This window comes from Streptomyces sp. f51, assembly GCF_037940415.1.
Classification (GTDB): domain Bacteria; phylum Actinomycetota; class Actinomycetes; order Streptomycetales; family Streptomycetaceae; genus Streptomyces.
The window spans coordinates 5,155,022-5,180,532 of record NZ_CP149798.1 but is presented as its reverse complement, the minus strand read 5'-3'; the positions used below and the strand labels follow the sequence as shown (position 1 = coordinate 5,180,532).

General features: G+C 71.0%; 24 protein-coding genes. 9 read left to right on the top strand and 15 right to left on the bottom strand.

Going from position 1 to position 25,511, the window contains the following annotated elements; translation table 11 throughout:
• The first annotated feature begins 33 nt into the window (after window positions 1–33).
• Window positions 34–1,464 (top strand): pyruvate kinase, encoded by a 1,431-nt coding sequence (pyk, locus tag WJM95_RS22735; RefSeq protein ID WP_339131620.1) that lies wholly within the window; start codon window positions 34–36, stop codon window positions 1,462–1,464.
• A gap of 91 nt (window positions 1,465–1,555) precedes the next feature.
• Here pyk and WJM95_RS22730 read toward each other — a convergent pair whose 3' ends face one another.
• The 4 genes from WJM95_RS22730 to WJM95_RS22715 form a co-directional block, all read right to left on the bottom strand.
• Entirely contained in the window at window positions 1,556–2,857 is a 1,302-nt protein-coding gene (locus WJM95_RS22730; protein ID WP_339131618.1) for a hypothetical protein, read from the bottom strand.
• Window positions 2,847–3,422 (bottom strand): DUF6114 domain-containing protein, encoded by a 576-nt coding sequence (locus WJM95_RS22725; protein ID WP_339131616.1) that lies wholly within the window; start codon window positions 3,420–3,422, stop codon window positions 2,847–2,849. Before WJM95_RS22725 ends, WJM95_RS22730 begins: the two co-directional genes overlap by 11 nt.
• 120 nt (window positions 3,423–3,542) lie before the next feature.
• A complete protein-coding gene (locus WJM95_RS22720) occupies window positions 3,543–4,178 on the bottom strand; it encodes a DUF6230 family protein (RefSeq protein WP_339135770.1) in 636 nt (211 codons plus the stop codon).
• Window positions 4,179–4,799: 621 nt separating this feature from the next.
• Complete coding sequence (locus WJM95_RS22715) at window positions 4,800–5,774, bottom strand: tetratricopeptide repeat protein (protein ID WP_339131615.1); 975 nt, start codon at window positions 5,772–5,774, stop codon at window positions 4,800–4,802.
• Between the two features lie 246 nt (window positions 5,775–6,020).
• Between WJM95_RS22715 and WJM95_RS22710 the strand changes: the two genes are divergently transcribed.
• Window positions 6,021–6,653 (top strand): TetR/AcrR family transcriptional regulator, encoded by a 633-nt coding sequence (locus WJM95_RS22710; RefSeq protein ID WP_339131614.1) that lies wholly within the window; start codon window positions 6,021–6,023, stop codon window positions 6,651–6,653.
• A 300-nt stretch (window positions 6,654–6,953) separates the two neighbouring features.
• Here WJM95_RS22710 and WJM95_RS22705 read toward each other — a convergent pair whose 3' ends face one another.
• From WJM95_RS22705 to WJM95_RS22690, 4 genes are all read right to left on the bottom strand, one after another.
• Window positions 6,954–8,654 (bottom strand): methylmalonyl-CoA mutase family protein, encoded by a 1,701-nt coding sequence (locus WJM95_RS22705; RefSeq protein ID WP_339131613.1) that lies wholly within the window; start codon window positions 8,652–8,654, stop codon window positions 6,954–6,956.
• Window positions 8,655–8,728: 74 nt separating this feature from the next.
• Window positions 8,729–9,070, bottom strand: a complete 342-nt coding sequence (locus WJM95_RS22700; RefSeq protein ID WP_339131612.1) for a DUF3817 domain-containing protein — start codon at window positions 9,068–9,070, stop codon at window positions 8,729–8,731.
• 90 nt (window positions 9,071–9,160) lie between these two features.
• A complete protein-coding gene (locus WJM95_RS22695) occupies window positions 9,161–9,670 on the bottom strand; it encodes a MarR family transcriptional regulator (protein ID WP_339131610.1) in 510 nt (169 codons plus the stop codon).
• Between the two features lie 102 nt (window positions 9,671–9,772).
• Window positions 9,773–11,116, bottom strand: a complete 1,344-nt coding sequence (locus WJM95_RS22690) for an MFS transporter (RefSeq protein WP_339131608.1) — start codon at window positions 11,114–11,116, stop codon at window positions 9,773–9,775.
• A 73-nt stretch (window positions 11,117–11,189) separates the two neighbouring features.
• Between WJM95_RS22690 and WJM95_RS22685 the strand changes: the two genes are divergently transcribed.
• The gene (locus WJM95_RS22685) at window positions 11,190–12,173 is read left to right on the top strand and encodes a DUF5937 family protein (RefSeq protein WP_339131607.1); all 984 of its coding nucleotides are present in this window, start codon (window positions 11,190–11,192) and stop codon (window positions 12,171–12,173) included.
• A gap of 91 nt (window positions 12,174–12,264) precedes the next feature.
• Window positions 12,265–13,263 (top strand): glycoside hydrolase family 6 protein, encoded by a 999-nt coding sequence (locus tag WJM95_RS22680; protein ID WP_339131606.1) that lies wholly within the window; start codon window positions 12,265–12,267, stop codon window positions 13,261–13,263.
• A gap of 46 nt (window positions 13,264–13,309) precedes the next feature.
• Here WJM95_RS22680 and WJM95_RS22675 read toward each other — a convergent pair whose 3' ends face one another.
• The 4 genes from WJM95_RS22675 to WJM95_RS22660 all read right to left on the bottom strand — a co-directional run bounded on the left by WJM95_RS22675 (window position 13,310) and on the right by WJM95_RS22660 (window position 18,094).
• Window positions 13,310–15,286, bottom strand: a complete 1,977-nt coding sequence (locus WJM95_RS22675) for a kelch motif-containing protein (RefSeq protein ID WP_339131605.1) — start codon at window positions 15,284–15,286, stop codon at window positions 13,310–13,312.
• Window positions 15,287–15,289: 3 nt separating this feature from the next.
• Window positions 15,290–17,068 carry a cellulose synthase catalytic subunit gene (locus WJM95_RS22670; RefSeq protein ID WP_339131604.1) on the bottom strand — a complete coding sequence of 593 codons (1,779 nt, stop codon included), beginning with the start codon at window positions 17,066–17,068 and terminating at the stop codon, window positions 15,290–15,292.
• Window positions 17,069–17,459: 391 nt separating this feature from the next.
• Complete coding sequence (locus tag WJM95_RS22665; RefSeq protein WP_339131603.1) at window positions 17,460–17,753, bottom strand: MTH1187 family thiamine-binding protein; 294 nt, start codon at window positions 17,751–17,753, stop codon at window positions 17,460–17,462.
• On the bottom strand, window positions 17,750–18,094 hold the full coding sequence (locus WJM95_RS22660; protein ID WP_339131602.1) for a DUF3817 domain-containing protein: 345 nt from the start codon (window positions 18,092–18,094) through the stop codon (window positions 17,750–17,752). Before WJM95_RS22660 ends, WJM95_RS22665 begins: the two co-directional genes overlap by 4 nt.
• A gap of 226 nt (window positions 18,095–18,320) precedes the next feature.
• Between WJM95_RS22660 and WJM95_RS22655 the strand changes: the two genes are divergently transcribed.
• The 4 genes from WJM95_RS22655 (at window position 18,321) to WJM95_RS22640 (ending at window position 20,983) form a co-directional block, all read left to right on the top strand.
• Entirely contained in the window at window positions 18,321–18,953 is a 633-nt protein-coding gene (locus WJM95_RS22655; RefSeq protein WP_339135768.1) for an AIM24 family protein, read from the top strand.
• 1 nt (window position 18,954) lies between these two features.
• Window positions 18,955–19,605, top strand: a complete 651-nt coding sequence (locus WJM95_RS22650; RefSeq protein ID WP_339131601.1) for an AIM24 family protein — start codon at window positions 18,955–18,957, stop codon at window positions 19,603–19,605.
• On the top strand, window positions 19,602–20,402 hold the full coding sequence (locus WJM95_RS22645; protein ID WP_339131600.1) for an AIM24 family protein: 801 nt from the start codon (window positions 19,602–19,604) through the stop codon (window positions 20,400–20,402). Before WJM95_RS22650 ends, WJM95_RS22645 begins: the two co-directional genes overlap by 4 nt.
• A gap of 104 nt (window positions 20,403–20,506) precedes the next feature.
• Entirely contained in the window at window positions 20,507–20,983 is a 477-nt protein-coding gene (locus WJM95_RS22640) for a MarR family transcriptional regulator (RefSeq protein WP_339131598.1), read from the top strand.
• A 43-nt stretch (window positions 20,984–21,026) separates the two neighbouring features.
• Here WJM95_RS22640 and WJM95_RS22635 read toward each other — a convergent pair whose 3' ends face one another.
• From WJM95_RS22635 to WJM95_RS22625, 3 genes are all read right to left on the bottom strand, one after another.
• Window positions 21,027–22,301, bottom strand: coding sequence for an MFS transporter (locus tag WJM95_RS22635; protein ID WP_339131596.1), 1,275 nt, complete (start codon window positions 22,299–22,301; stop codon window positions 21,027–21,029).
• Window positions 22,302–22,615: 314 nt separating this feature from the next.
• The gene (gene meaB / locus WJM95_RS22630; protein ID WP_339135766.1) at window positions 22,616–23,572 is read right to left on the bottom strand and encodes a methylmalonyl Co-A mutase-associated GTPase MeaB; all 957 of its coding nucleotides are present in this window, start codon (window positions 23,570–23,572) and stop codon (window positions 22,616–22,618) included.
• Between the two features lie 40 nt (window positions 23,573–23,612).
• Entirely contained in the window at window positions 23,613–24,815 is a 1,203-nt protein-coding gene (locus WJM95_RS22625) for an acetyl-CoA C-acetyltransferase (protein ID WP_339131595.1), read from the bottom strand.
• Between the two features lie 147 nt (window positions 24,816–24,962).
• On the opposite strand from WJM95_RS22625, the gene mce reads away from it, so the two are divergent.
• The gene (mce, locus tag WJM95_RS22620; protein ID WP_339131594.1) at window positions 24,963–25,403 is read left to right on the top strand and encodes a methylmalonyl-CoA epimerase; all 441 of its coding nucleotides are present in this window, start codon (window positions 24,963–24,965) and stop codon (window positions 25,401–25,403) included.
• Window positions 25,404–25,511 lie beyond the last annotated feature (108 nt).

Sequence of the window (25,511 nt, the reverse complement as noted above, 5' to 3'; positions counted from 1 at the left end):
TTCCGTTGCGAAACAAACCGATAGGATCGCCCCATGCGCCGTTCGAAAATCGTCTGTACTCTCGGCCCCGCGGTCGACTCCCACGAGAAGCTGGTCGCGCTGATCCAGGCCGGCATGAACGTGGCCCGTTTCAACTTCAGCCACGGCTCTCACTCCGAGCACCAGGGCCGGTACGACCGTGTCCGGGCCGCCTCGGCCGAGACCGGCATCGCCATCGGTGTCCTCGCCGACCTCCAGGGCCCCAAGATCCGTCTGGAGACCTTCGCCGAAGGTCCCGTCGAGCTGGAGCGTGGCGACGAGTTCGTCATCACGGCCGAGGACGTGCCGGGTGACAAGCACATCTGCGGAACGACCTACAAGGGTCTGCCCGGTGACGTCTCCAAGGGCGACCAGATCCTGATCAACGACGGCAACGTCGAGCTGCGGGTCGTCGAGATCGACGGTCCCCGGGTCAAGACGGTCGTCATCGAGGGCGGTGTCATCTCCGACCACAAGGGCATCAACCTGCCCGGCGCGGCCGTCAACGTGCCCGCGCTGTCGGAGAAGGACGTCGAGGACCTGCGCTTCGCCCTGCGGATGGGCTGCGACATGGTCGCCCTGTCCTTCGTGCGCGACGCCAACGACGTGAACGACGTCCACAAGGTGATGGACGAGGAGGGCCGCCGCGTCCCCGTCATCGCCAAGGTGGAGAAGCCGCAGGCGGTCGACAACATGGAGGGCGTCGTCGCGGCGTTCGACGCCGTCATGGTGGCCCGTGGCGACCTGGCCGTCGAGTACCCGCTGGAGCGCGTTCCGATGGTGCAGAAGCGCCTCGTGGAGCTGTGCCGCCGCAACGCCAAGCCGGTGATCGTGGCGACCCAGATGATGGAGTCGATGATCACCAACTCCCGCCCGACCCGCGCCGAGGCCTCCGACGTGGCCAACGCGATCCTGGACGGCGCGGACGCGGTCATGCTGTCGGCCGAGTCCAGCGTGGGCGCGTACCCGGTCGAGACCGTGAAGACGATGTCGAAGATCGTGGCCGCGGCCGAGGAGGAGCTCCTCTCCAAGGGCCTCCAGCCGCTCGTCCCGGGCAAGAAGCCGCGCACGCAGGGCGGTTCGGTCGCCCGCGCCGCCTGCGAGATCGCCGACTTCCTCGGCGGCAAGGGCCTGGTGGCCTTCACCAAGTCCGGTGACACCGCCCGCCGGCTCTCGCGCTACCGCGCCGCCCAGCCGATCCTGGCCTTCACCACGGACGAGGGCACCCGCAACCAGCTGACGCTGAGCTGGGGCGTCGAGTCGCACGTCGTGCCGTTCGTGAACAGCACCGACGAGATGGTCGACCTGGTCGACCGCGAGCTCCAGAAGCTCAAGCGGTTCAACGAGGGCGACGTCGTCGTGATGACCGCCGGTTCGCCCCCCGGCGTCCCCGGCACCACCAACATGGTCCGGGTGCACCACCTGGGCGAGAGCGGCCACGCCTGATCCCCGCCGCCGTACAGACGCCGAGGGCGCCCCCTGCGAACAGGGGGCGCCCTCGGCGTTTCGTGCGGCTCACGGACGGGCTCTGGACGACTCAGCCGGTCGTGTACTGGTGGAGTCCGGGGACGTGCAGGGTTCCGCCGAACTGACCGGCCTGAATGACCTTCACCTTGGTGAAGTAGATCAGCGGGATGTTCAGCGGCGGAGGGTTGTCGGGGTCGAACGTGACCGGGATGAGCCCGAGCAGATTCCCCGATATGCTCTCCGTGTACATGATCGTCTTGCCGTCGCGGATGGTGGACGTCGAACCGGCCGCGGCCTGCACGTGGTAGGTCTTGCCCGACTGCTTGTCCACCACCGTCTGGTGCAGGTCCCCGATGTCGGTGCCGTCGGATATGACGTACTTCAGCACCTTCTTGACGGTGCCGTCGGCCGTCCTCACCTTGACTATGCCCTGGTAGTCGGCGCCCTTGAGGAGCAGCGAACTGGCGTCGAGGTGCCAGGGATCGGTCGGCAGGGCGACCGAGTTGTCCACACCGCCCGTGTCGTCGGTGGCGACCGGGCAGTCCGCGGGGTTCGTGCTCGCGCTCGCGGACGGGCTGGGCGACTCGGTGACCGCGGCGGCCGTGTCCTTGGCCGCTTCGGTGGCGTCCGAGGCCGCCTTCGACGCGGTGTCGGTGACCTTGTCGGTGGTGTCCTCGACCGTCTTGGTGACCTTGCCGGCCGTGTCCTTGGCCGTGTCCGTGGCGCCCGTGCCGTCCGACGTGCCCGAGCCGGTGCTCGCGCTCGCGCTCGGCGACGCGGACGGCTCCGGGGTGGAGCTCGCCGTCTCGTCGGGCGTGAGGATGTCCTTGATGGCGTCACCGACACCCAGGGGGTCGAGCGGGTTCTTGCTGCTCTCGGACGCCGAGGGGGTCGGCGTGGACGCGGCGCTGTCCGCGGCCTTGTCCTGCGTGCTCGCCGAGGCGGACGGGGTCGCGGTGGGCCCGGCCTTGTCGTCGGAACCTGAATCCGACGAAGAGGTCGTGTCCTTGGCGCCCGAGTCCGACGACGCGGAGGGGCTCGGCGTGGCCTCGGGTGAGGAGGAGCTCGCGCTGGCCGAGGGGGAGGGCGACGCCGTGTCCGGCGCGTCCTTGCCCGTGACGGCCTCGACGCACGCCTGGTACTCCTCGGCCGTGAGGCTCTTGGAGGTGGAGTGGTCGTCGGCCTGCGCGAGCGTCGGGGTGAAGCCCATGCCCATGAGGACCGCCGTCGGCATCGCCGCTATGGCGATCACCTTGCCGGCGGGCATCTGGAACCTGGTGAACAGCGGCTTCCTCGGGGCCGCGTGGCGCGGCCCGGTTCTCACACGGGACTCCTCCACATCAGTCCCGTGGGTCACCTCGTCAGCCGGCACTGTGCCTCCCGTTCGCCCCGTTGGTCGGGCTCGTTCCTGACAGATCGTTCGGGTCGCCCGCGCCGCCCGCCGCCTCGGGCCCGACCGTCTCGGACACCGCGGCCTGCGGCACGTCCTGCTGGTCGAGGGACTTCGACGCGGCGTAGCCCTCCTCGGGTTCCCCGGGAACCCAGGAGACCGCCATGGCGCCGCCGAGAAGGGCGAACAGGAAGCCGATCAGGAAGCCGCCCAGGTTGGCCACCGGAATGGACACCAGGGCGAGGAGGATCGCGGCGACACCCGCGAACGTCCGCACGTGCTTCTGGAACCAGAGGCTGATCCCGAGCACGACGAGGAGCACGCCGATGATCAGGGAACCGGCTCCGGCGGTGGTGGACATCGCCAGCGTCAAGTGCCCGAGGTGCAGGTGCGCGTACGGGAAGTAGGCGATGGGAAAACCGCCGAACACGATGTACAGACCCGCCCAGAACGGGCGATCGCCCCTCCATTCACGGAAGTTCCGCCGGAACACCTGGAGGTAGTGCTCATCGTTCTGGCCGGGCGCGGCAGGAGTCTCGGCGCTCATGGAAACAGCTCCCTGGAACGGCATTGCTGTGAGAAGTACGCGTTGAGTGCTCCGCGTACGACGGGCGGAGCGGCGGGGTGGGCGAAGCGGCCTGAGCCTCCTCGCCCACCCCTGAGGTGCTTAGTAGCACTCGTGGGTGCCCGCGGACACCGACATCTTCAGACCGCTGAGCTTGAACGTGCCGGCGGTGGTCGCCCACGCCGTCTGCTTCACGTCGGTCAGCGTGGCCGACTCGGCCTGCTGGGCGAACCCGTAGGGGTTGGCCTGCTCGCCGCCGCCCTTCATGCCCGGACCCTTGCTGGCGTCCTTGGCGGCAACACCGATGTCGATGTTCTTGAACGTCGCGTCGGCGGCGAGGTCCTGGACATCGATGTACAGGTTGTCGGCGTGCACCGGCGTACCACTGCCGCCGGCCTTCAGCACGAGGCTGACGGAACCGAGCAGCGGGATGTCCGGAGTGACGACGGACTGGCACATGCCGGTGATGTCGGCGCTCTTGAACGCCGACACCGCGACGGGGTGCAGCGCCGCCTTGCCGTCGAGACCGGTGCCCTGGTCGAGGGCGCCGTACTGCGAGAAGCCCTGACCGTCAAGCTTGTCCGCGGACACCTTGAAGGACTGGCCGGAGACACTGAACGAAGCGGCGAGGGCACCCTGCGCGAGGGCGACACCTATCGCTGCCGTGGCTGCCACGCTGGGCACCATGACGACGGCGAACCGCTTCCATCTGGTCCCGCCACGCACCTGGGACATAATTTTTTCCTCCTTCTCGGACGTACATCTCCTGGCCCTGACTGCCACATTGCGGCGGCTCAGCCGGGCAGGGATGGGAGAAGTGCTACGTCCTCGGGAAGGAGAGCGCCTGTACCCGTTGGTGCGGACTGCACCCGAATCACCGGCGATCACCCCCGAGCGACAACCACTGGTCGCGCCTGACACACATCACGCACAACCTGCTGGACAGGCTCCGCCGGACGGCGAAGACCCCCCTGCCCAAGAACCGATCGCACTGCTGTCGGCCCTACTCGGTGGGGACCCAGAAAGTCCGCGGGCCCGATTGGGTGTCGGGGTGCGGGAATGGACCGAGCGTCGCCGATCGTGGTGCATTCTCGCCGCGCGCACAAGGGGGTTCGTTACTGGCTAGTAACGGCGGGATAACCGAAGTACGACCGGGCGGCATCGGGTGGCGACGCAGGGTGGCACCACCGGGGGTGACGCAGTGGTCAAATCCCGGACGGAACCGGACAGTTCAACGGTCTCGACTTACTACGAGTAACAGCGGCCGCGTTTACCAAGTTTTGGTAAAGCGCGGCCACATCCGTCCCTGTCGGCCAATCTTTCACCCGGGCATCACAAGCCCTGGCGTTTACGGACTGGTCAGAACAGCGCCCGGGCGAGCGCCCGTCGCGCCGCGACCACGCGCGGGTCGTCGGCGCCGACCACCTCGAAGAGCTCCAGCAGCCGCACGCGTACGGCGTCCCTGTCGTCGCCCGCCGTGCGCCGCACCGTGTCGATGAGCCGCCCGAAGGCGTCCTCCACGTGGCCGCCGACGAGGTCCAGGTCGGCCCCCGCGATCTGCGCCGCCACGTCGGCGGGCCTGTCCGCGGCGTCCCGGCGCACCTTCTGCGGGTCGAGGCCCTGCACGCGCTGGAGCAACTCGGCCTGCGCCAGGCCCAGTTTGGCCTCCGTGTTGCCCGGGTCGTCGCTCAGCACGTTCTTGTACGCCTGGACGGCACCGCCGAAGTCGCCCGCGTCCAGGGCCTGTACGGCGGCCTCCAGGAGCGCGTCGTACGGTCCGGCCGGCACCTCCCGCGCCACGGGGGGCGCGCCCGCGGTCGCGTCCGCGTCGACCGTCAGACCGGTCAGGCCGAAGCGCTGCTCGGCCACCTGGACGAGCTGGTCGAGGGTCCCGCGGATCTGCGCCTCGGCGGCGGCTCCCTGGAAGAGCGGCAGGGCCTGTCCGGCCACCACCGCGAAGACGGCCGGGATCCCCTGGACCCCGAACTGCTGCATCAGCATCTGATTGGCGTCGACGTCGATCTTCGCGAGGACGAAGCGGCCGTTGTACTCGACGGCCAGCCGCTCCAGGAGCGGGCTCAGCTGCTTGCAGGGCTCGCACCACTCGGCCCAGAAGTCGATGACGACGGGCACCTCGGTGGAGCGCTGGAGGACGTCCAGCTCGAATCCGGCCTCGTCGACGTCGATGACGAGACTCGCGGGTGTCACGGCCCCGCCTCCGCCCTGCCTGGCCGCTTCGGCGCGCGCCTGCTCCGCCTTCGCCTTGGCCTCTTGGGCCGCCTTCACCGCGGCGAGGTCGACGACTCCGCTCATGGACATGTTCCGTGGCTGCATGAGTACATCCTCCCCCTTCCTCGCGCACGTGTGAAAAGCGTCGTGAAAGCCAGGCTGTGTCAGGCCTGTTCGGCGCCGGGTCCCCACCTGGCGCCCGTGCGGTTGTCGCCGCGGTCGAGCTTTCGCTACGAGTCGTAGCGTAACTGTACGGAGGCACGCCCGTGCACCGTCTTCCGGTGATCTCCCTCACGGCTTCACGCAACCGCCGGATATCGGCCGGTGAAGCGGCCGGATATGGTCAACGGCATGCAATGTCGCTCCCAGGCCGCCCGTACGGGCCGCCCCCGCAGCGCCGCCGCGGACGCCGCGATCCTGGAGGCGACGCGCACGGCCCTGGTCGAACTGGGCTGGTCCAAGCTGACCTTGGGGTACGTGGCGACCCTCGCGGGGGTGGCCAAAACGACCCTCTACCGCCGCTGGGCGGGCAAGAACGAACTGGTCGTCGACGCGGTGGCCGAGCTCTTCGACGAGCTGGAGCTCCCGGACCGGGGCAGTCTGGCCGCCGACATCGAGGGTGTGGTGCTCCAGTTCGCGGCGATCCTGGACCGCCCGGAGGCGAAGACGGCGCTGATGGCCGTGGTCGCGGAGTCCACCCGGGACGAGCCGCTGCGCGAGCGCATCCGCACGTCCATCGTCGACCGGCAGAAGCGCCTGGTGATGGAGGGCCGCGCCCGGGCCCAGGCGCGCGGCGAACTGCCCCCGGAGTCGGACCCGGCCGCCGCCGACCGCACCGCCGCGCTGATCTTCGACGTGGTCGCGGGGGCGGTCGTCCATCGCACCCTGGTCAGCGCGGAACCCGCCGACGAGCCCTGGGTGCGCGCCTTCACCCAGGTCCTGCTGTTCGGGCTGACCGGCGCGACGACGCCTACGGCGGACTGAGCCACCGGTCCGGTGGGGGGTCGGGGCCGTGCCGGTGCATCAGGCCGTCGCCGTTGGATGAGGTGTGGGCGTCGGTGGCGACGGCCATCGATGCACCGACACGTCCCCTCACGTCCGTGAGTTTCAGCCCCTCCGGCGTTTGAGGAGCGGGGGTCCGGGGGCGGAGCCCCCGGGTACGGGTTGGGTAGGGGCGGAGGGGGCGAGAGAAGGCCTCTGGCGCGGGCGGACGCTCACCGGTACCGCAAGGGCCCCCGAACCCCTGGCTCGGGCAGAGCCAGGAGCACGGGGGCCCAGGGTCGGTCAGAAGCCTGCCGGCTCGATGTAGATGCCCCACTCGTCCCGCAGGACCCCGCAGATCTCCCCCAGGGTCGCCTCGGCACGAACCGCGTCGAGCATGGGAGCGATCATGTTCGAACCGTCGCGCGCGGCGCCGAGCATGGCGTCCAGCGCCCCCCGCACCGCTCCCTCGTCGCGGCCCGACTTGCGCGAACCCAGCACCCGCACCTGCTCGCGCTCCACCTCGTGGCTGACCCGCAGGATCTCCAGGTCGCCGGTCACGGACCCGTGGTGGACGTTGACACCGACGACCCGCTTGTCGCCCTTCTCCACCGACCGCTGGTACTGGAACGCCGACTCGGCGATCTCGCCGGTGAACCAGCCGTCCTCGATCCCGCGCAGGATGCCGGAGGTGATGGGACCGATGGGGTGCTTCCCGTCCGGGTGCGCCCGCAGCCCGCGCTCCTTGATCTGCTCGAAGATCTTCTCCGCGTCGGCCTCGATCCGGTCGGTGAGCTGCTCGACGTACCAGGAACCGCCCAGCGGGTCGGCGACGTTGGCGACGCCGGTCTCCTCCATCAGCACCTGCTGGGTCCGCAGGGCGATCTCGGCCGCCTGCTCGGAGGGCAGGGCCAGGGTCTCGTCCAGGGCGTTGGTGTGCAGCGAGTTCGTGCCGCCGAGGACCGCCGCGAGCGCCTCCACGGCGGTGCGTACGACGTTGTTGTACGGCTGCTGGGCCGTCAGCGAGACACCGGCGGTCTGCGTGTGGAAGCGCAGCCACTGCGCCTTCTCGGAGGTGGCGCCGTACACGTCCCGCATCCAGCGGGCCCAGATCCGGCGCGCCGCGCGGAACTTGGCGATCTCCTCGAAGAAGTCGACGTGCGCGTCGAAGAAGAAGGAGAGGCCGGGAGCGAAGACGTTCACGTCGAGGCCGCGGGACAGCCCCAGTTCGACGTAGCCGAAGCCGTCCGCCAGCGTGTAGGCGAGCTCCTGAGCGGCCGTGGAGCCGGCCTCGCGGATGTGGTAGCCGGAGACGGACAGCGGCTTGTACGCCGGGATCTTCTCGGCGCAGTGCTCCATCAGGTCGCCGATGAGGCGCAGATGCGGCTCGGGCTGGAAGAGCCACTCCTTCTGCGCGATGTACTCCTTGAAGATGTCGGTCTGGAGCGTGCCGTTCAGCACGGCGGGGTCGATGCCCTGGCGCTCGGCGGCGACCAGGTACATGCAGAAGACCGGCACCGCGGGACCGCTGATCGTCATCGACGTGGTGACGTCACCGAGGGGGATGTCCTGGAAGAGGACCTCCATGTCGGCCGCCGAGTCGATCGCGACACCGCAGTGCCCGACCTCGCCGAGCGAACGGGGGTCGTCCGAGTCGCGGCCCATCAGCGTCGGCATGTCGAAGGCCACGGAGAGTCCTCCGCCGCCGTTGGCGAGGATCATCTTGTAGCGCTCGTTGGTCTGCTCGGCGTTGCCGAACCCGGCGAACTGCCGGATGGTCCAGGTGCGGCCCCGGTAGCCGGTCGCGTACAGCCCGCGGGTGAAGGGGTACTCCCCGGGCCAGCCGATCTGCTCGAAGCCTTCGTAGTTGTCCCCGGGCCGGGGACCGTACACCGGCTCCACGGGATCACCGGAGAGCGTGGTGAAGTCGGCCTCGCGCTTGCGCGAAGCGTCGTAACGGGCCTGCCAGCGTCGGCGGCCTTCCTCGATGGCGTGAGCGTCCATACCCTCGAATTTACTAGGACGTCCTAGTAAATGTCGATGGCAAACCGCCGTACGGTCCCGTACGGCGGTGTGGATCAGGCCTTGGCGACCGCGGGAGCGGTGGCGTCCGCGACCTTGGACTCCAGCTCGTGGCTGATGCGGCGCTCCACGAAGAAGGCGGCCGTGGGGATCGTGCCCGCCAGCAGCACCCAGAGCTGCTTGCCGACCGGCCACTTCGCCTTGGAGCCCAGGTCGAAGGCGAAGATCAGGTAGACGACGTACAGCCAGCCGTGCGCGATCGCGACGACACGGGTGAAGTCCGCGGCCCCGTCGATGCCCATGCCGTACTTGGCGATCATGCTGAGGCACAGCAGAACCAGCAGCACGCCGGTGACGTAGGCCATGACGCGGTAGCGGGTCAACACGCTCTTCTTCATGGCACGAGGGTAACCACCCTTTTTGCGCGATCTTCACGCGCCCCCGCGCCACACCCTCCCCGGGCCGTGGCGCCCCGCCGTGCCCCGGGACTACTCGTCGTCGAAGTCGTGCGCGGCCACCCGCAGCGGCCGCAGCATCGCGAAGATCTCCGCGCACTCCTCGGCGTCGTAGACCCCGAGCCCGAAGTCCATCGCCATCAGGTCGCGGGTGGCCGCGTCGCAGACCTCGCGGCCCTTGTCCGTGATGGAGGCGAGGGTGCCCCGCCCGTCGTTCGGGTTCGGCCGCTTGTCGACGAGCCCCGACCGCACCAGCCGGTCCACCGTGTTCGTGACGGAGGTCGGGTGCACCATGAGCCGCTCGCCGATCTTGGACATCGGCAGCTCGCCCGCCTTGGAGAAGGTGAGCAGGACCAGTGCCTCGTAGCGCGCGAAGGTCAGTCCGTACGGCTTGACGACCGCGTCCACCTCGGCCAGCAGGATCTGGTGCGCGCGCATGATCGAGGTGATCGCGGACATGGACGGCACGGCGCCCCAGCGCTGCTGCCAGTGTTCGTCGGCGCGGGCGATGGGATCGAAGGCAAGACTGAGCGGCTTCGGCACGCCGACGACCTTACCGGCCGGTCACATCGTGGTCAGCCCCGTCTCGCTTTTCGGTACCGGCCTCCGCGGGACCGGGGTACGGGACGGGCTCGGGGCCCGCCTTCACCGGGCTCCGAGCTCCTCCGCGGCCCGGGCCGGGGCTCGTTCGGTACGGCGGGCCGCCACCGCCAGGGCCGCGCAGACCGCGGTTCCGAGGAGGCCCGCGCCCACGATCGTCGCCCGGACCCCGGCGAACTCCGCCGCCACGCCCGACAGGGCCATGCCGACGCCCTGGATCGTCATCAGACCGGCCGAGTTCAGCGTCATCGCCCGCCCGAGCAGCTCGTCGGGCACCGCCCGCACGAACCGCTGGTCGAGGCCGAGGGTGTACGCCGATCCGGCGCCCGCGAGCACCAGCAGGACCAGCGACCAGACCAGACCCGGCCGCAGCGCGTACGCGGCATAGGGCAGCAGCGTGACGCAGACCAGCGGGAGGGTGAGCCGGTCGCGGGTCGCCGGCCGCAGCCGCGACCCGGCGAACAGCTCCCCCGCGATCGTGCCGACGGGCAGCGCGCACATCAGCAGGCCGAGCCCGGCCGTGCCGGCCCCGAGCCCCGCGGCGTACGGCGCCGCCAGCGCCTCCGGAGCCACGACGAACATCGGCGGCACCCAGAACAGCAGGAGCAGCACGAGGATCCGGCGGTCGGCGAGAACCTGACGGGCGCCGCGCAGGGAGTCGCGCACGAGCGCCTGCCCCCGGTCCGCCCGCGCGGGCCGCCGCCGGGTGCCGAAGCGCAACAGGACGGCGGAGAGCAGGAAGGTGCAGACCGTGACGAGGAGCGCGTGACGCGGGGAGACGACGGTGAGCAGCAGACCGCCCGTGCCGAAGCCGGCCAGCAGCGCGCTCTGCGACAGGATGCGCAGCAGGGAGCGGCCGAGCACGAACAGCTCGCCGTCTCCGAGGACGTCCGCGAGGGTCGCCGTCCGGGTCCCCTGGAAGACGGGGGCCACCAGGGCGAGCGCGGCCCGCATGGTGAGCAGTACGGCGACGGGCGCGCCCGGCAGGACCATCACGGCCACGCAGCCCGCGCACACCAGATCGCACACCACCAGGACCCGGCGGGCCGGGAAGCGGTCCGCGACGCCCGCGAGCAGGGTCCCGCCGACCAGGTACGGCAGGAAGCCGAGCGCGAACGTCAGGGCGCTGAGCAGCGGGGAGCCGGTCAGGCCGTAGACGAGGACGGAGAGCGCGATCTCGCTGACGACGAGTCCGAGCAGCGAGAACGCGTGCGCGAGGAACACGGCCCGGAACTCGGGCACGGCGAACACGGGTCCGTAGCCGGTCCGCGCGTCGGCGTCCTTCGTGGCGTCCTTCGCGGCGGGCGTGGTGGCGGGTGCGGCGGTGTTCTCCGACGTGGGCGTCGGCGCGGGCACGGTCGTCGTGCCCTTCGGGTCTTGTTCCGGCATGGGCGTCAGCGTGCCCGGACCTGCTCAGGACCCGTAGAGTTTCGGCTTCAGCCGAATCTTCTGGGGTCGATCCATGCCGTCACTGCTGCACTTCGGGGAGGACGATCTCCTCAACTGCCGCTTCGCGGTGTCACCTCTGTGGGAGACGCAGGAGGCGGTCCGCACGCTCGACCGGCCCGCGCGGCACGGCTATCACGCACCCTGGCTGCGCCGCATGCGCGCGGCGGCCGACGGGCTCGACCTCTCGCCCCTGTGGCTGCTGATGCCCCGGCGCGGCTACTCCCCCGACTGGCTCGGACCGCCACCGCTGGGCCCCGCGGCGAGCTTCGCGGAGGAGATCGCCGCCGTCCGCGCGGCCGACCCGGACCTGGCCCGCGAGGAGAGCGCGCGGTCGCTCGCCGACACCCCCGGCGCCCTGGCGTCACCGCGCGGCCGGGCCCTGCTGGCCGACCCCGTGCGGATGGTGCGGGAGCTGACGGACCTGCTGGAACAGGCCTGGCACACCCTCGTCGAGCCGGACTGGCCACGGTTGCGTGCCCTGCTGGACGCCGATGTCGCCTTCCACTCCCGCCGGCTCGCCGAGGTCGGCCTCGGCGGGCTCCTCCCGGAGCTCGACCGGCGGTTCGGCTGGCGTTCCCACACGCTGACCGTGCAGGTCGGGGGCCGGCACGAACGGCACCTGGCCGGCCGGGGCCTGGTCCTCATGCCGAGCGTGTTCTCGTGGCCGGACGTGATCAGCGGCTTCGAACCCCCGTGGCAGGCGACCCTCGTCTATCCCGCGCGCGGCATCGGCGGGCTGTGGACCGAGCCGGCGGACCGCACCCCGGACGCGCTCGTACGGCTGCTCGGGCGCGGGCGGGCCGGCGTGCTCACGGCGCTGGGCGAACCGGCCGGCACGACCTCGCTCGCGCACCGGCTGGGCCTCGCCCCGTCCTCGGTCTCCGCGCACCTCACCGCCCTGCGCGACGCGGGCCTGCTCGTCTCGCGCCGGTACGGGCGCCAGGTGCTGTACGAGCGCACACCGCTCGGCATCGCGCTGGCGTCGGGCGGCGGCTGACCGGGACGGCGGCGCCACGTCGCTTCCCTGCCGCAATGTCCGCCTGTGCCACGATGGGTGACCGGTCGTCACCTTCGCGCAAGGGAGCAGCATGCCTCGGCTGATCCACGCCCTCGCGGCGCTCGCGGTGCTCGGACTCACGGCGGGCTGCGCGTCCGCGCCCGAGGCGGGACGGACCCCGGTCGCAGGTGGCGCCTCCACGCGAAGGGACGTCGCCGCCCGCTCGCCCTTCTGGGTCGACCCGCGGGGCCCGGCCGCCCGGCAGATCGAGCTGTGGCGCCGGCAGGGCCGGGCCGGGGACGCGGCGGCACTGAGGCGGATCGCGGAGCAGCCCGTCGCCCTGTGGCCGGCCGGCGAGACCGACCCGGGTCCCGCGGTCCGGTCGGCGATCGCCTCGGCGGCCCGCGAGGGGCGGACGGCGCTCTTCGTGGCGTACGACATCCCGCACCGGGACTGCGGCCGGCACTCGGCGGGCGGCGCGGCGGACGCGGACGCCTACCGGCGGTGGATCGGCCGGTTCGCCGACGCCCTCGGTGACGGCCGGGCCCTGGTGGTCCTGGAGCCGGACGCGGTCGCCCACATCGTGGACGGCTGCACGCCCGGCGCGTACCACGACGAACGCGAGCGGCTGCTGGCCGAGGCGGTCGTCCGGCTGAAGCGCCGGCCGGGCACGAAGGTGTATCTGGACGCAGGGAACGCCTCCTGGATCCCCGACTCCGGGCAGCTGGTCGGTCCCCTGGAACGCGCGGGCATCGCGGAGGCCGACGGCTTCGCGCTCAACGTCTCCAACTTCCAGACGGACGCGGCCAGCAAGGAGTACGGCGTCCGTCTCTCCGGCCGGCTCGGCGGCAAGCACTTCGTCGTCGACACCAGCCGCAACGGCAACGGCCCGCTGGATGGGGTCTGGTGCAACCCGCCGGGCCGGGCGCTGGGCACCCCGCCGACGACCGCCACCGGCGAACCCCTCCTCGACGCCTATCTGTGGATCAAGCGGCCCGGCGAGTCGGACGGCGAGTGCGGGGGCGGCCCCGCGGCGGGCCGGTGGTGGCCGGAGTACGCCCTGGAGCTGACCCGGGGGTCCACCGGCTAGAGGGCCGCCGTCCCCCGTCACCCTCCGTCCGGCGTCCCCGGGGATGTCACCGGACGTGGATCCACTTGGCCTCGGACGGTGTGCCCCGGGCGTCCGTCACGAAGAGCATGTACCAGCCGGGCGGCACCAGCGCAGGGTCCGTCGGTACGTCAACGGTGACCGAGTCCGCCGTCTTCGTCAGCCCCAGCTCGATCGACCGCTGCTCGACGTCCGTCGTATGGGTGACGGCACTGGGCCGCATCAGCCGGGCCTTGACGACCCGTTCCGGATGAGCGGTGGCGAACGTGGCCCGGTGGTTCGGGTCGAGCTCCTCGGGACCGGCACCCAGTACCGGACGCCGTGCGCCGTCGCGGTGCAGCGCGGGCGGGGTGAAGATCTCCATCCGCTGCTCGAAGTGGCCCAGCTTGGTGTTCCTCCGGTCGTCGAAGAGCGGGTCCGAGCCGAAGGTCGCGACGCGCCCGTCGGGCAGGAGCAGCGCCTCGGAGTGGTAGTTGCGGCCCACGCGGGGGGACGCGGCCTCGTGGAAGGTGTTGGTCCGGGGGTCGTAGAACTGCGCCTTGAGGATGTTGCTGGCGCCGCGGCCCCGGTAGTCCCGGGAACCGTTGGTGGTGAAGACGGTGTCGTCCGGCATGATCACGCTGTTCAGATAGCGCGTGCCCTGGGGCAGGTCGGGGCCGTCCTCGAACGCCGGACTGCCCTTCCGCAGGTCGACGACGGCGGTGCGCGCGGTGGACTTCGCGGACTCGCCGACGCCTCCGCCGCCGAGGATCATCACCTTCTGGTCCTGGGCGGGGGGCAGCAGGACCGAGGCGGAGGTCTCCGTCCGGTCGGCGTCCCGCAGGCCGGGCACCTTCTGGAACGTGTTCGTCCGCGGGTCCCACAGGCCCGGCTCGCGGCCCTGGTCGGCGGGTCCGTACCCGGCGTTGGAGGCCGGGTAGAAGAGCTTGCCGCCCTCGGTGAGGAACAGGGCCGGATAGGTGGGGAAGTAGCGGTGGGGCCCGGGGCTCCACTTCCGGGTCACGGGGTCGTAGATCTCGGTGTCGCCGGGGTCGATGACGCCGACGTCGTCGAGCCCGGAGACGGCGAGGACCCGTCCGTCGTCCAGTCCCACCAGGGTCGGGTACCAGCGGGCCTTGGCCATCGGGTCGACGGGGATGTACCGCTCGGCCCTCGGGTCGAACTCGTAGGCGGCCCTGATGCCCTGGAAGTCCTGCTTCTCCAGGGTGATCTTCTCCGAGAGGCCGTAGGTGTTGCGGGCGTCCTCACCGCTCAGGCCGACGATCTCGTACTGGGCCTGCCGGTCGGTGACCGACCCCGGTCCCTTCCGCGCGGCCTCGACGAAGACCCGGGCCTCCCCGGCGGTGACCTCGGTCCGCCAGGGCTGCATGACACCGTTGCGGTCATAGGTGACGACCTGGTTCCGCTTCGCCCGCGGGACCCTCACGTCGGCCCTGCTGACGTAGTCGACGCCGGCGGGCGAGCGGAAGACGGTGCCCTTCCTGAGGACGACGTCCTTGTCCGGGTTCTCGTTCTTCACCCGCATGCCGCCGGCGGCCCGTACGACCTCGCCGTCCAGCTTCTCGTAGCGGGCGGTGCCGCCGGCCACGAGCAGCCTGCCGTCCGGGAGCTGGGCGTGTCCCGAGCAGAAGAAGTCGTCCGGTGTGGGGATCCGCTTGAACGTGTTCTTCGCCGGGTCCCACAGGATGGTGTCGAAGGACCCCTGGTCGAACTTCTTCTGTTCGTTGCCCGACCCGGCGACGATGAGCACCTTCCCGGTGTGCAGCAGGGCCGCGTGGATCGCGTTGGTGCGGTACTGCGCGGGGATGTCGACGCCGCTCCAGGAGCCGTACCGCGCCTGGTAGGCGGGCCGGGAGATCTCGTACGCGTGGTAGGTCTCGCCGGCCAGGCCGAGCGCGGCCGGGGCGTTGAGTCCCGCGAGGACGGCGAGGCCCGCGAGACCGAGCAGCGCCTTCCTCCTCTTCTTCGAGGGCCGCTGCGCCTTCGTGGAGGGCCGGTGCGCCATGGCCTAGGTGCCTCCTGTCGTGGAGCCGGTGACGGTGACGGGGGTGGTGTCCGCCACCGCGTCCCGGCTGTCGGGGAGCCGGACGCGGGCGGGCGCCACGGGCCGGGTGCCGCGCTCCCCGGCGAGGGTGCGCAGCCAGACGACGACCGGGGCGAGGGAGATGCCGAGGGCCGGCAGCGCCCAGGCCCGCATGGCCGCGTGGGTGTGGCCGAGGACGGCGGAGGCGCCGAGCGAGAGGGCGAGGAGCGCGGCCCAGCCGAGGTGGACGCGGAAGGTCCCGAGCCGGTCGGGGCTGGCGTCATGGCCCTTCGGGGTGACGACGAATCGGCTGGGGCGGCGCAGCACGGCCTCGCTCAGCGCCTTGAGGTAGACGGGCGCCGACAGGGCCGACATCGCCATGCCGGCCAGACCCGCCGATCCCTCGGGTTCGTGCGGGGAGACGTTGTGCCGCCGGTTCCACAGGTACAGACAGATCTGGAGGGCGGCGGCGTCGCCGTAGAGCATCGACCACTCGGACGCGGTGACCTGCGTACCCGATGCCCCGAACCACAGGAAGAGGAAGCAGCTGAGCATGCCCAGCAGCCAGTTGACGGCCGTCATCGGGTAGTAGAGGAGCATCAGCGTGTACGACAGGAGCCGGCCGCGCGGCATGGAGAACAGCGCGTTGCCGTACTGCCCGAACAGGGTCTCGTAGGTACCGCGCGACCAGCGCGTCTGCTGGGTGAAGAAGTCGGTCCAGGAGGAGGGCCCCTCGCCGACGGCGAGGACGTCCGGCGTGTAGACGGACCGCCAGTGCCGTCCCGTGCGGGGGTTGCGGTTCCGGTGCAGTTCGAACCCGGTGGCCATGTCCTCCGTGATGGAGTCGTACAGCCCGCCGACCTGTCTGAGGGCGGCGATCCGCACGACGTTGTTCGTGCCGACGAACATGGGCGAGCCGTAGCGGTTCCCGGCGCGCTGGATCAGGGCGTGGAAGAGGAACTGCTGGGACTCGGCGGCCTTGGTGACGGGGTTGTCGTAGTTCCCGTACACCTGGGGGCCGACGACGAACGCGACGTCGGGGTCGCGGAAGTAGCCCATCATGCGTTCGAGGAACCCCGGCAGCGGGACGTGGTCGGTGTCGACCGAGGCGAAGAAATCGTAGGCGTGTCCGTAGAGGTCGAGCCACGCGTTGTAGTTGCCGTGCTTGGTACGGGCCCTGTGGCGTCCCTCGGGGCGGTTCCACTCGGGCACCCCGAGCCGGGTGAAGTGCCGGACGCCGAGCTCGGCGCACAGCGCTCCGGCCTGTGCGTCGTCGCCCTCGTCGAGGAGCCAGACGTCCAGGGGGCCGGTGTGGGTGAGGGCGACCGCGGCTTCGAGGGTGGCGCGGACCGTGGCGAGGGGTTCCTTGCCCGGGACGTAGGTGGTGAGGAAGGCGACCCTGGTGCCGTGCGCGGGGCGGACCGGAACGGGGTCGCGGGCGGCCAGCGTCGCGTGGGCGATGCTCAGGACGTTGACGGCCATGAAGAGTTCGATCAGGGCGATGGCGACGAGCATCGTGGTGTCGAGGGCGGTCCGCCAGGGCTCGGCCCCCTCGCGGTGCACCCAGTGCGTGGGCCACACCAGACAGGCGAGGAGCGCGCCGGTGACGATGGGGGCGAGGGCTGTCAGCAGGACCGCGCTCCTGCGGTGCGGCGACCGCGACAGGAGCTTGGTGTACCGCACCCGGTAGCCGGTGGCGGGCGGCTCGGTCAGGGGTCCGGCGAGTCGGCTGTAGGTGTCGTAGTCGTAGCCCGCGGGCCGCACATCGCCCTCCCGTCGTGGAACGACCCGGTGATCGTCCCGGCCGTCTCCCCCACACAAGTGGAGGTCTGACGACGTGTCGAACGGGGCGCGTCCGGTCGGGTACGGCGGGCGGGCGGGCGGGTGGTCTTTCGTCCCGGCGGCCCCCGGGCACGTTCGTCGCGGCCGTCCCCGGGCACGTTCGTCCCGGCCGCCCCGGACACATTCGTCCCGGCCGCCCCGGACACATTCGTCCCGGCCGCCCCGGACACATTCGTCCCGGCCGCCCCGGACACATTCGTCCCGGCCGCCCCGGACACGGAAGAACCCCGGTCCTGGGGACCGGGGTTCTTCGGTTCGAGGCGCACCCCGCGGTCGTGCCGATATGCCGACATACCGTCATGCGGCCATGTGGTCATGCCGACAGGTGCCGCTCCACCGTCTCCACCTTGGAGGTGAGGCCGTCCGTCACGCCGGGACGGATGTCCGCCTTGAGGACGACCGAGACACGGGGCGCGCGCGCCTCGACGGCGGCGACGGCGCGCTTGACGACGTCCATCACCTCGTCCCAGCCACCTTCGATCGAGGTGAACATCGCGTCGGTGCGGTTGGGGAGGCCGGACTCGCGGACCACGCGGACGGCGTCGGCGACGTACTCCCCCACGTCCTCGCCGACACCGAGCGGTGTCACGGAGAAGGCGACGATCATGCCTTCACCGCTCCGTCCGCGAAGGCGCGGGAGGCGACGACAGCTTCCTCGGCCCCGCGCTTGAGCTTGCGCTCGGCGAAGAAACCGCCGGTGGGCAGGACGGACAGGACGAAGTAGAGGACACCGGTGCCGGCGCTCCAGCGGGCGCGGTTCCAGGCGTCCAGCCAGAAGATCACGTACAGGATGAAGAGGACGCCGTGGACCGCGCCCATCACGGGCACGGCGTTGAAGTCCGTGGTCCGCTTCAGCACCGAGCAGACGAGCAGCAGCAGGAAGGACACGGCTTCGGGGGCCGAGACCAGGCGGAGCCGGCGGAGTGCGGTGGCGGTCTTTATGTCCACGGGTCACCTTCGGTGGGATTCGCTGTCGGGGGGAACGCTTCCTTGTGAACGCACGCACAAGCGTCCCGGCCATTGTGGCATCCGGCGGAGGCGATCCCGGGTCCGGGGCCCGGACGGCGCCGGACGGACCCTCCGGCGGAGGAACCCCTAGGGGACGGATCGGGGACGGATCCACCCATGAGCCCTGTCCGCCGACCGGCGGTGCGGTTACCTTCGCACCGTGGCGATGTTTCGACTTCAGGGCAGCAAGGTGCTGGCCGTCGACATGACCGGGGACGCCGTGAAGGCGAAGAACGGCTCCATGGTCGCGTACGACGGGCAGATGGCCTTCAAGAAGCTGAGCGGGGGCGGTGAGGGGCTGCGGGGGATGGTGACCCGGCGTCTCACCGGCGAGCAGATGACGGTGATGGAGGTGAAGGGGCACGGCACCTGCTGGTTCGCGGACCGGGCCTCGGAGATCAACCTGGTGTCCCTCCAGGGGGACAAGCTCTACGTGGAGTCGAGCAATCTGCTCGCCACGGACACCGGCCTGCGCACGGGCACGACGTTCACGGGGCTGCGCGGCGCCTCGCAGGGCAACGGTCTGTTCACGACCACCGTCGAGGGCCACGGCCAGGCGGCGATCACCTCGGACGGGCCCGCGGTGGTGCTGCGGGTCAGCGCGCAGTACCCGCTGACGGTCGACCCGGGCGCCTACATCGCCCATCAGGGCAATGTGCGGCAGTCGCTCCAGTCGGGTGTGACGTTCCGCACGCTGCTGGGCGAGGGCGGCGGCGAGGCGTTCCAGATGCGCTTCGAGGGCGACGGACTGGTCTACGTCCAGCCCAGTGAGCGCAACACGATCGCGGGGGATGTGTGAGATGGCGTTCCGCGAGGTGAACTCCAAGATGGTCGAGGCCACGGTGGTGCCGGGGCAGCGGCTGTTCAGTCAGCGCGGCGCGATGCTCGCGTACAAGGGCGAGGTGTCGTTCACGCCCAACATCCAGGGTGGTCAGGGCGGGGTGATGTCGATGATCGGCCGGCGCCTGGCCAACGAGGCGACGCCGCTCATGACCGTGGAGGGTTCGGGCACGGTGTTCTTCGGGCACGGCGGCCACCACGTCCATGTGATCACCCTCACCGGGGACACGCTCTACGTCGAGGCGGACCGGCTGCTGGCCTTCGACGGGACGCTCCAGCAGGGCACGATGTTCCTGGGCTCGCAGGGCGGCGTCATGGGCATGGTGCGGGGCCAGGTGACGGGCCAGGGGCTCTTCACGACGACGCTCAAGGGGCACGGGGCCGTGGCCGTCATGGCGCACGGCGGCGTCTTCGAGGTCCCGATCACCCCGCAGCGGACGGTGCACGTCGACCCGCAGGCGTACGTGGCGCACCACGGCGACGTGCGCAACAGGCTGTCCACCGCGCTGGGCTGGCGCGACATGGTGGGACGCGGTTCGGGCGAGGCGTTCCAGCTGGAGCTGAGCGGCAGCGGTTCGGTGTACGTCCAGGCATCGGAGGACAAGCTGTGAGCGGGTACGGAGTTCCGGGCGGCCCGGTGATCCACGATCCGATGTCGCTGCCGGTCGACGACAACGTCAACAAGTACACCTTCTGCGTGGAGCTCAAGGGGAGCGAGTGGTTCCTCCAGAAGGGCAAGATGATCGCCTACTACGGATCCATGGAATTCAACGGCATCGGGCACGGTCGACTTGACCGACTTGTCCGCACGTCGTTCCATTCGCCACTGCACGCGAGCGACTGGGTCGTGGCACAGGGCTCGGGCAAGATGCTGCTCGCCGACCGGGCATTCGACGTGAATTCGTACGACCTCGACGACGGCAACCTGACCATTCGCTCGGGCAACTTGCTCGCTTTTCAGCCAAGTCTCGCGCTCAAGCAGTCGATCGTGCCGGGCTTTCTGACACTGATCGGAACCGGCACGTTCGTGGCCGCGTCCAACGGTCCGGTGGTGTTCATGGAACCCCCGATCCGGGTGGACCCGCAGGCCCTCGTCGGATGGGCGGACTGCCCCTCCCCCTGCCACCACTACGACCATGGGTACATGACCGGCGTGATGGGCGGTCTACGTGCGATGACGGGCATCGGCGGAGCCTCGGGCGAGGAGCATCAGTTCGAGTTCGTGGGGGCGGGCACGGTGCTGCTCCAGTCCACCGAGATCCTGATGGCCGAGCAGGCCACGGGGGCGGTCCCGCAGCAGGCCGGGGTGCCGGGCGCGGGAGGGGTGCCCGGTCAGCACGGGCAGCAGGCCGGGGCACCGCGCCTTCCCGGACAGCTGGGGGACCTCCAGCGTCGCTTCGGGCTGTGAGCGGTAGTCTGCGGAGTGTGACGTCGAACGCACATCGAACACGTGCGCACGGTCACACAACCCCTCACTAGTTCGCATTTCAACATTTTAGGTAGACTTCATTCATGGAGACCGAGACGGCCACGCGCTGGCTGACCGATGCGGAGCAGTGCGCCTGGCGCACCCACCTGGAGGTCAACAGGCTGTTGACGTACCAGCTTGAGAGGGACCTTCAGCCGTTCGGGCTGACGATGAACGACTACGAGATCCTGGTGAACCTCTCCGAGTCGGAGGGCGATCGCATGCGGATGAGCGATCTGGCCTCCGCCACCCTCCAGTCCAAGAGCCGGCTCTCGCACCAGATCACGCGCATGGAGAACGCGGACCTGGTGCGCCGCGAGAACTGCGAGTCCGACCGGCGGGGCCTGTACGCGGTCCTCACCGAGCACGGCATGGAGACCATGAAGAAGGTCTCGCCGCACCATGTGGCCTCCGTGCGGCGGCACTTCATCGACCTCGTCTCGCCCGAGGCGCTCGAGGACCTGCACAAGTCGCTGCGCCCGATCGCCGAGCACCTGCTGGGACAGCGCGGCAAGCCGTAGGACCGGGGCCCCCGCATCCCCGGTCGGGTCCCGACGGCCTCCGTCAGCCGGGCAGTTGCGCGCCCTCCGTCACCGCGGACCACGCGCCGTCCGCACCGTGCCCCGCGTCCGCATCCGGACGCGGGGCACGTGCGTTCCGTACGCACACCAGGGCCGCCACCAGGGCCGCCGCCCCCGAGACCGCGAAGCAGGGGCCGAGCGGCAGCCGGCCCACCAGCAGGCCCGCACCGGCGGCTCCCACGGAACTCCCGGCGTTCACCGCGGTGTTGACCCAGGCGCCGGCCCGGGTGCGGAAGCCCGGCGGGGCCGCCGCGTCGGCCGTCAGATAGGCCGTGGTCAGGGCCGGGGCCACGAAGAAGCCGGCGCAGGCCACGGCCACGGCCAGGGTGCCGAGGCCGTCGGCGAGTCCCGCTCCGAGCAGGGTGAGGCCCAGGGCTCCGGCGAGCAGCGGCAGCCGGGCCTCGGGCGCCGCGCGCCAGTCGACCGCGCCGTTCAGCAGACCGCCCAGCGCGCTGCCCAGCGAGAGCGCGGCGAGCACCCAGGCCACCGCGCCCGCGCCGTGACGGTGCTGTTCGGCGAACGCCATAACCAGAAGGTCGACCGCGCCGAGGGAGAGACCGACACCGGCGGCGACGACCACGGGCCGGGCGAGACCCCGGCCGCCCCACCGGCGGCGCCCGCCACGTGCCGCTCGCGCGGCGGCCGGGCGGACGCCCGCCACGACGGGGGACGAGACGAAGGCCAGGGTTCCCGACCACACCAGCAGGGCGCTGAGCGCGACGGCGGCCGCGGGCGGTGCCAGTTGCACGACCGCCCCGACGACCAGCGGCCCGGAGACGAAGAGGATCTCCTCCACGACGCCGTCGAGACTGTACGCCCGCCGCAACAGCCTTTCGTCCCGGACCATTTCACCCCACACGGCACGCATCGTGGGGCCGAGCGGGGGTGTGCAGGCACCGGCGGCGACCGCCACCGCGCCGATCGCCGCCACGGGTGCGCCGGGCCGCCAGGCGGTGACCGCGAACAGGGTGAGCAGGCCCGCGTAGAGCGAGGCCATGGGGATCAGGGCGCGGCGGGCGCCGTACCGGTCGATCAGGGCCGCCCGCGCGGGCGACAGGAACACGCTCATCGCGCCGAACAGCGCCATGACCGTGCCGGCCACGGCGTACGAGCCGGTGGCGCGGGTGGTGGTGAGCATCATGGCCAGGGAGACGAGGCCGTACGAGAGACGGCCGGTCATGGCCGCCAGGAAGGTGCGGCGGGCATGGGGAACGCGGAGGAGCGCGGCGTAGGACGGCCGCGAGGACGACGCAGACATGGGTGGAGTTCCTCAACAGCGAGGCGGGACAGGGGTCGCCTGAGTGCCGCGACGCCACAGCCACGGTGCTGCGTTCACGTCGCGGGCCTGGGCGGGCCCTATGCCAGGAGGAGGAACATGCCGTCAACGTAACAGCGGTGCCCGGCGGTCGGCCAGGCCTTTACGAGCACCGGGCGCACCTCGCCGGGTGCGCACCCCGGCACGTCGAGCCGTCTCCGGAGGGGCGTGCCGTCCCGCGGCGCGCACCGGTGCGGTGCGGGCGCGACGCGCCGCGCCCCGGCGCGCCGGGGGCGGGCCGGGACGCGCACGGCGGGTCAGGTTTCCTTCAGGCCCTCGATCAGGGTGTCCGCGGCCTCGTACGGGTCGAGTTCGCCCGCGACGATGCGTTCCGCGAGGGCGCTCAGGCGGCGGTCGCCGTGGAGGTCGCCGATGCGGCGGCGCAGCGCGGTGACGGCGATCGTCTCGACCTCCTGGGACGCCCGCGCGAGCCGGCGCTCGGCCAGGACGCCGCGCTCCTCCATCCACGCCCGGTGCTTCTCCAGGGCCTCGACGACCTCGTCGATGCCCTCGCCGCGCGCGGCGACGGTCTTGACGATCGGCGGCCGCCAGTCCCCCGGGCCGCGGGACTCGCCGAGGCTGAGCATGTGGTTCAGCTCGCGGGCGGTGGCGTCGGCGCCGTCGCGGTCGGCCTTGTTGACGACGTACACGTCGCCGATCTCCAGGATTCCCGCCTTGGCCGCCTGGATGCCGTCGCCCATGCCGGGGGCGAGGAGGACGACGGAGGTGTCCGCCTGGGAGGCGATCTCCACCTCCGACTGGCCGACGCCCACCGTCTCGACCAGGATCACGTCGCAGCCCGCCGCGTCCAGGACGCGGATCGCCTGGGGGGCCGACCAGGCGAGGCCGCCGAGGTGCCCGCGCGTGGCCATCGAGCGGATGTAGACGCCCGGGTCCGAGGCGTGGTCGGACATGCGGACGCGGTCGCCGAGCAGGGCGCCGCCGGAGAACGGCGAGGACGGGTCGACGGCGAGGACGCCGACCCGCTTGCCCTGCCGGCGGTAGGCAGTCACCAGCGCCGACGTCGACGTCGACTTGCCGACGCCGGGCGAACCGGTGAGCCCCACCACGTACGCGTTGCCGGCCAGCGGGGCCAGCGCCGCCATGACCTCACGGAGCTGCGGTGCCGCTCCCTCCACGAGGGAGATCAGCCGGGCCACCGCCCGCGGCCGCCCTTCCCTGGCCTGGGTCACCAGCGAGGAGACGTCCTGCATCACAGCTCCGTTCACGAGAGGTCGGTCGTGCGAAAGCGGGTCAGGCCTTGGCCACCCGCACGATCAGGGCGTCGCCCTGGCCGCCGCCGCCGCACAGGGCGGCCGCGCCGACGCCGCCGCCGCGCCGCTTCAGTTCGAGGGCCAGGTGCAGCACCAGGCGGGCGCCGGACATGCCGATCGGGTGGCCGAGGGCGATGGCGCCGCCGTTGACGTTCACCTTTTCCGTGGACACCCCGAGGTCCTTCATTGACTGGACAGCGACCGCCGCGAAGGCCTCGTTGATCTCGATCAGGTCGAGGTCCTCGACCCCCAGGCCCTCCTTCTTGAGGGCGTGCAGGATCGCGTTCGAGGGCTGCGACTGGAGCGAGTTGTCGGGGCCGGCCACGTTGCCGTGGGCGCCGATCTCCGCGATCCACTCCAGACCGAGCTCCAGCGCCTTGGCCTTGCTCATCACGACCACGGCGGCGGCGCCGTCCGAGATCTGGGAGGCGCTGCCCGCGGTGATGGTGCCGTCCTTGGCGAAGGCGGGACGCAGCTTGCCGAGGGACTCGGCGGTCGTCTCGGCGCGGATGCCCTCGTCCTTGCTGAAGACGACCGGCTCGCCCTTGCGCTGCGGGATCTCCACGGGTGTGATCTCCGCCTCGAAGAGGCCGTTCTTCTGGGCGGCGGCGGCGCGCTGGTGGGAGAGCGCGGCGATCTCGTCCTGCACGGGACGCTGGATGCCGAGGCGGGTGTTGTGCTTCTCCGTCGACTCGCCCATGGCGATGTTCTCGAAGGCGTCCGTCAGACCGTCGTAGGCCATGGCGTCGAGCATCTCGATGGCGCCGTACTTGAAGCCCTCGCGGGACTTCGGGAGCAGGTGGGGCGCGTTCGTCATGGACTCCTGGCCGCCGGCGACCACGATGTCGAACTCGCCGGCGCGGATCAGCTGGTCGGCGAGGGCGATGGCGTCGAGGCCGGAGAGACACACCTTGTTGATGGTCAGGGCCGGGACGTTCATGGGGATGCCCGCCTTGACGGCGGCCTGGCGTGCCGGGATCTGCCCCGCCCCGGCCTGGAGCACCTGGCCCATGATCACGTACTGCACCTGGTCGCCGCCGATGCCCGCGCGGTCGAGGGCGGCCTTGATCGCGAAGCCGCCGAGGTCGGCCCCGGAGAAGGACTTCAGCGAGCCCAGCAGTCGTCCCATGGGCGTTCGGGCGCCCGCGACGATCACCGAGGTGTTGCTGTTCGTTCCAGACATGAGGTGCGATCCCCTTACCGGCTGCACAGCCGAGGAGTGAACGAGGGTTTACTGAGAATGTACTGAGCGGTAGGCCACCCGTCATCCGGCCCGCAGTGTGATCGCGCGCACGTTGCGTAACCACGCCGGGAGCGCTGCACTGACTCCATGCTGACGCGAATCGACCACATCGGGATCGCCTGTTTCGACCTCGACACGACTGTCGAGTTCTACCGTGCGACGTACGGCTTCGAAGTCTTCCACTCCGAGGTCAACGAGGAGCAGGGTGTCCGGGAGGCCATGCTCAAGATCAACGAGACGTCCGACGGCGGCGCCTCCTACCTCCAGCTGCTGGAACCCACCCGCGAGGACTCCGCCGTGGGCAAGTGGCTGGCCAAGAACGGCGAGGGCGTGCACCACATCGCCTTCGGCACCGCGGACGTCGACGCGGACGCCGCGGACATCCGGAGCAAGGGCGTCCGAGTGCTCTACGACGAGCCGAGGACCGGGTCCATGGGGTCCCGGATCACCTTCCTGCACCCCAAGGATTGCCACGGAGTACTGACAGAACTGGTCACTTCGGCGGCGGTTGAGTCACCTGAGCACTGACCTCCGTATATCTGGGCCGGTAGGGTTGGGCTCGGCCGTCGCCTTTCGCGGGGGACGGCCGTGGTCCCGGCGCCTTCCGGCGAGCGGGACCAAGGGCCGGGGTCCAGG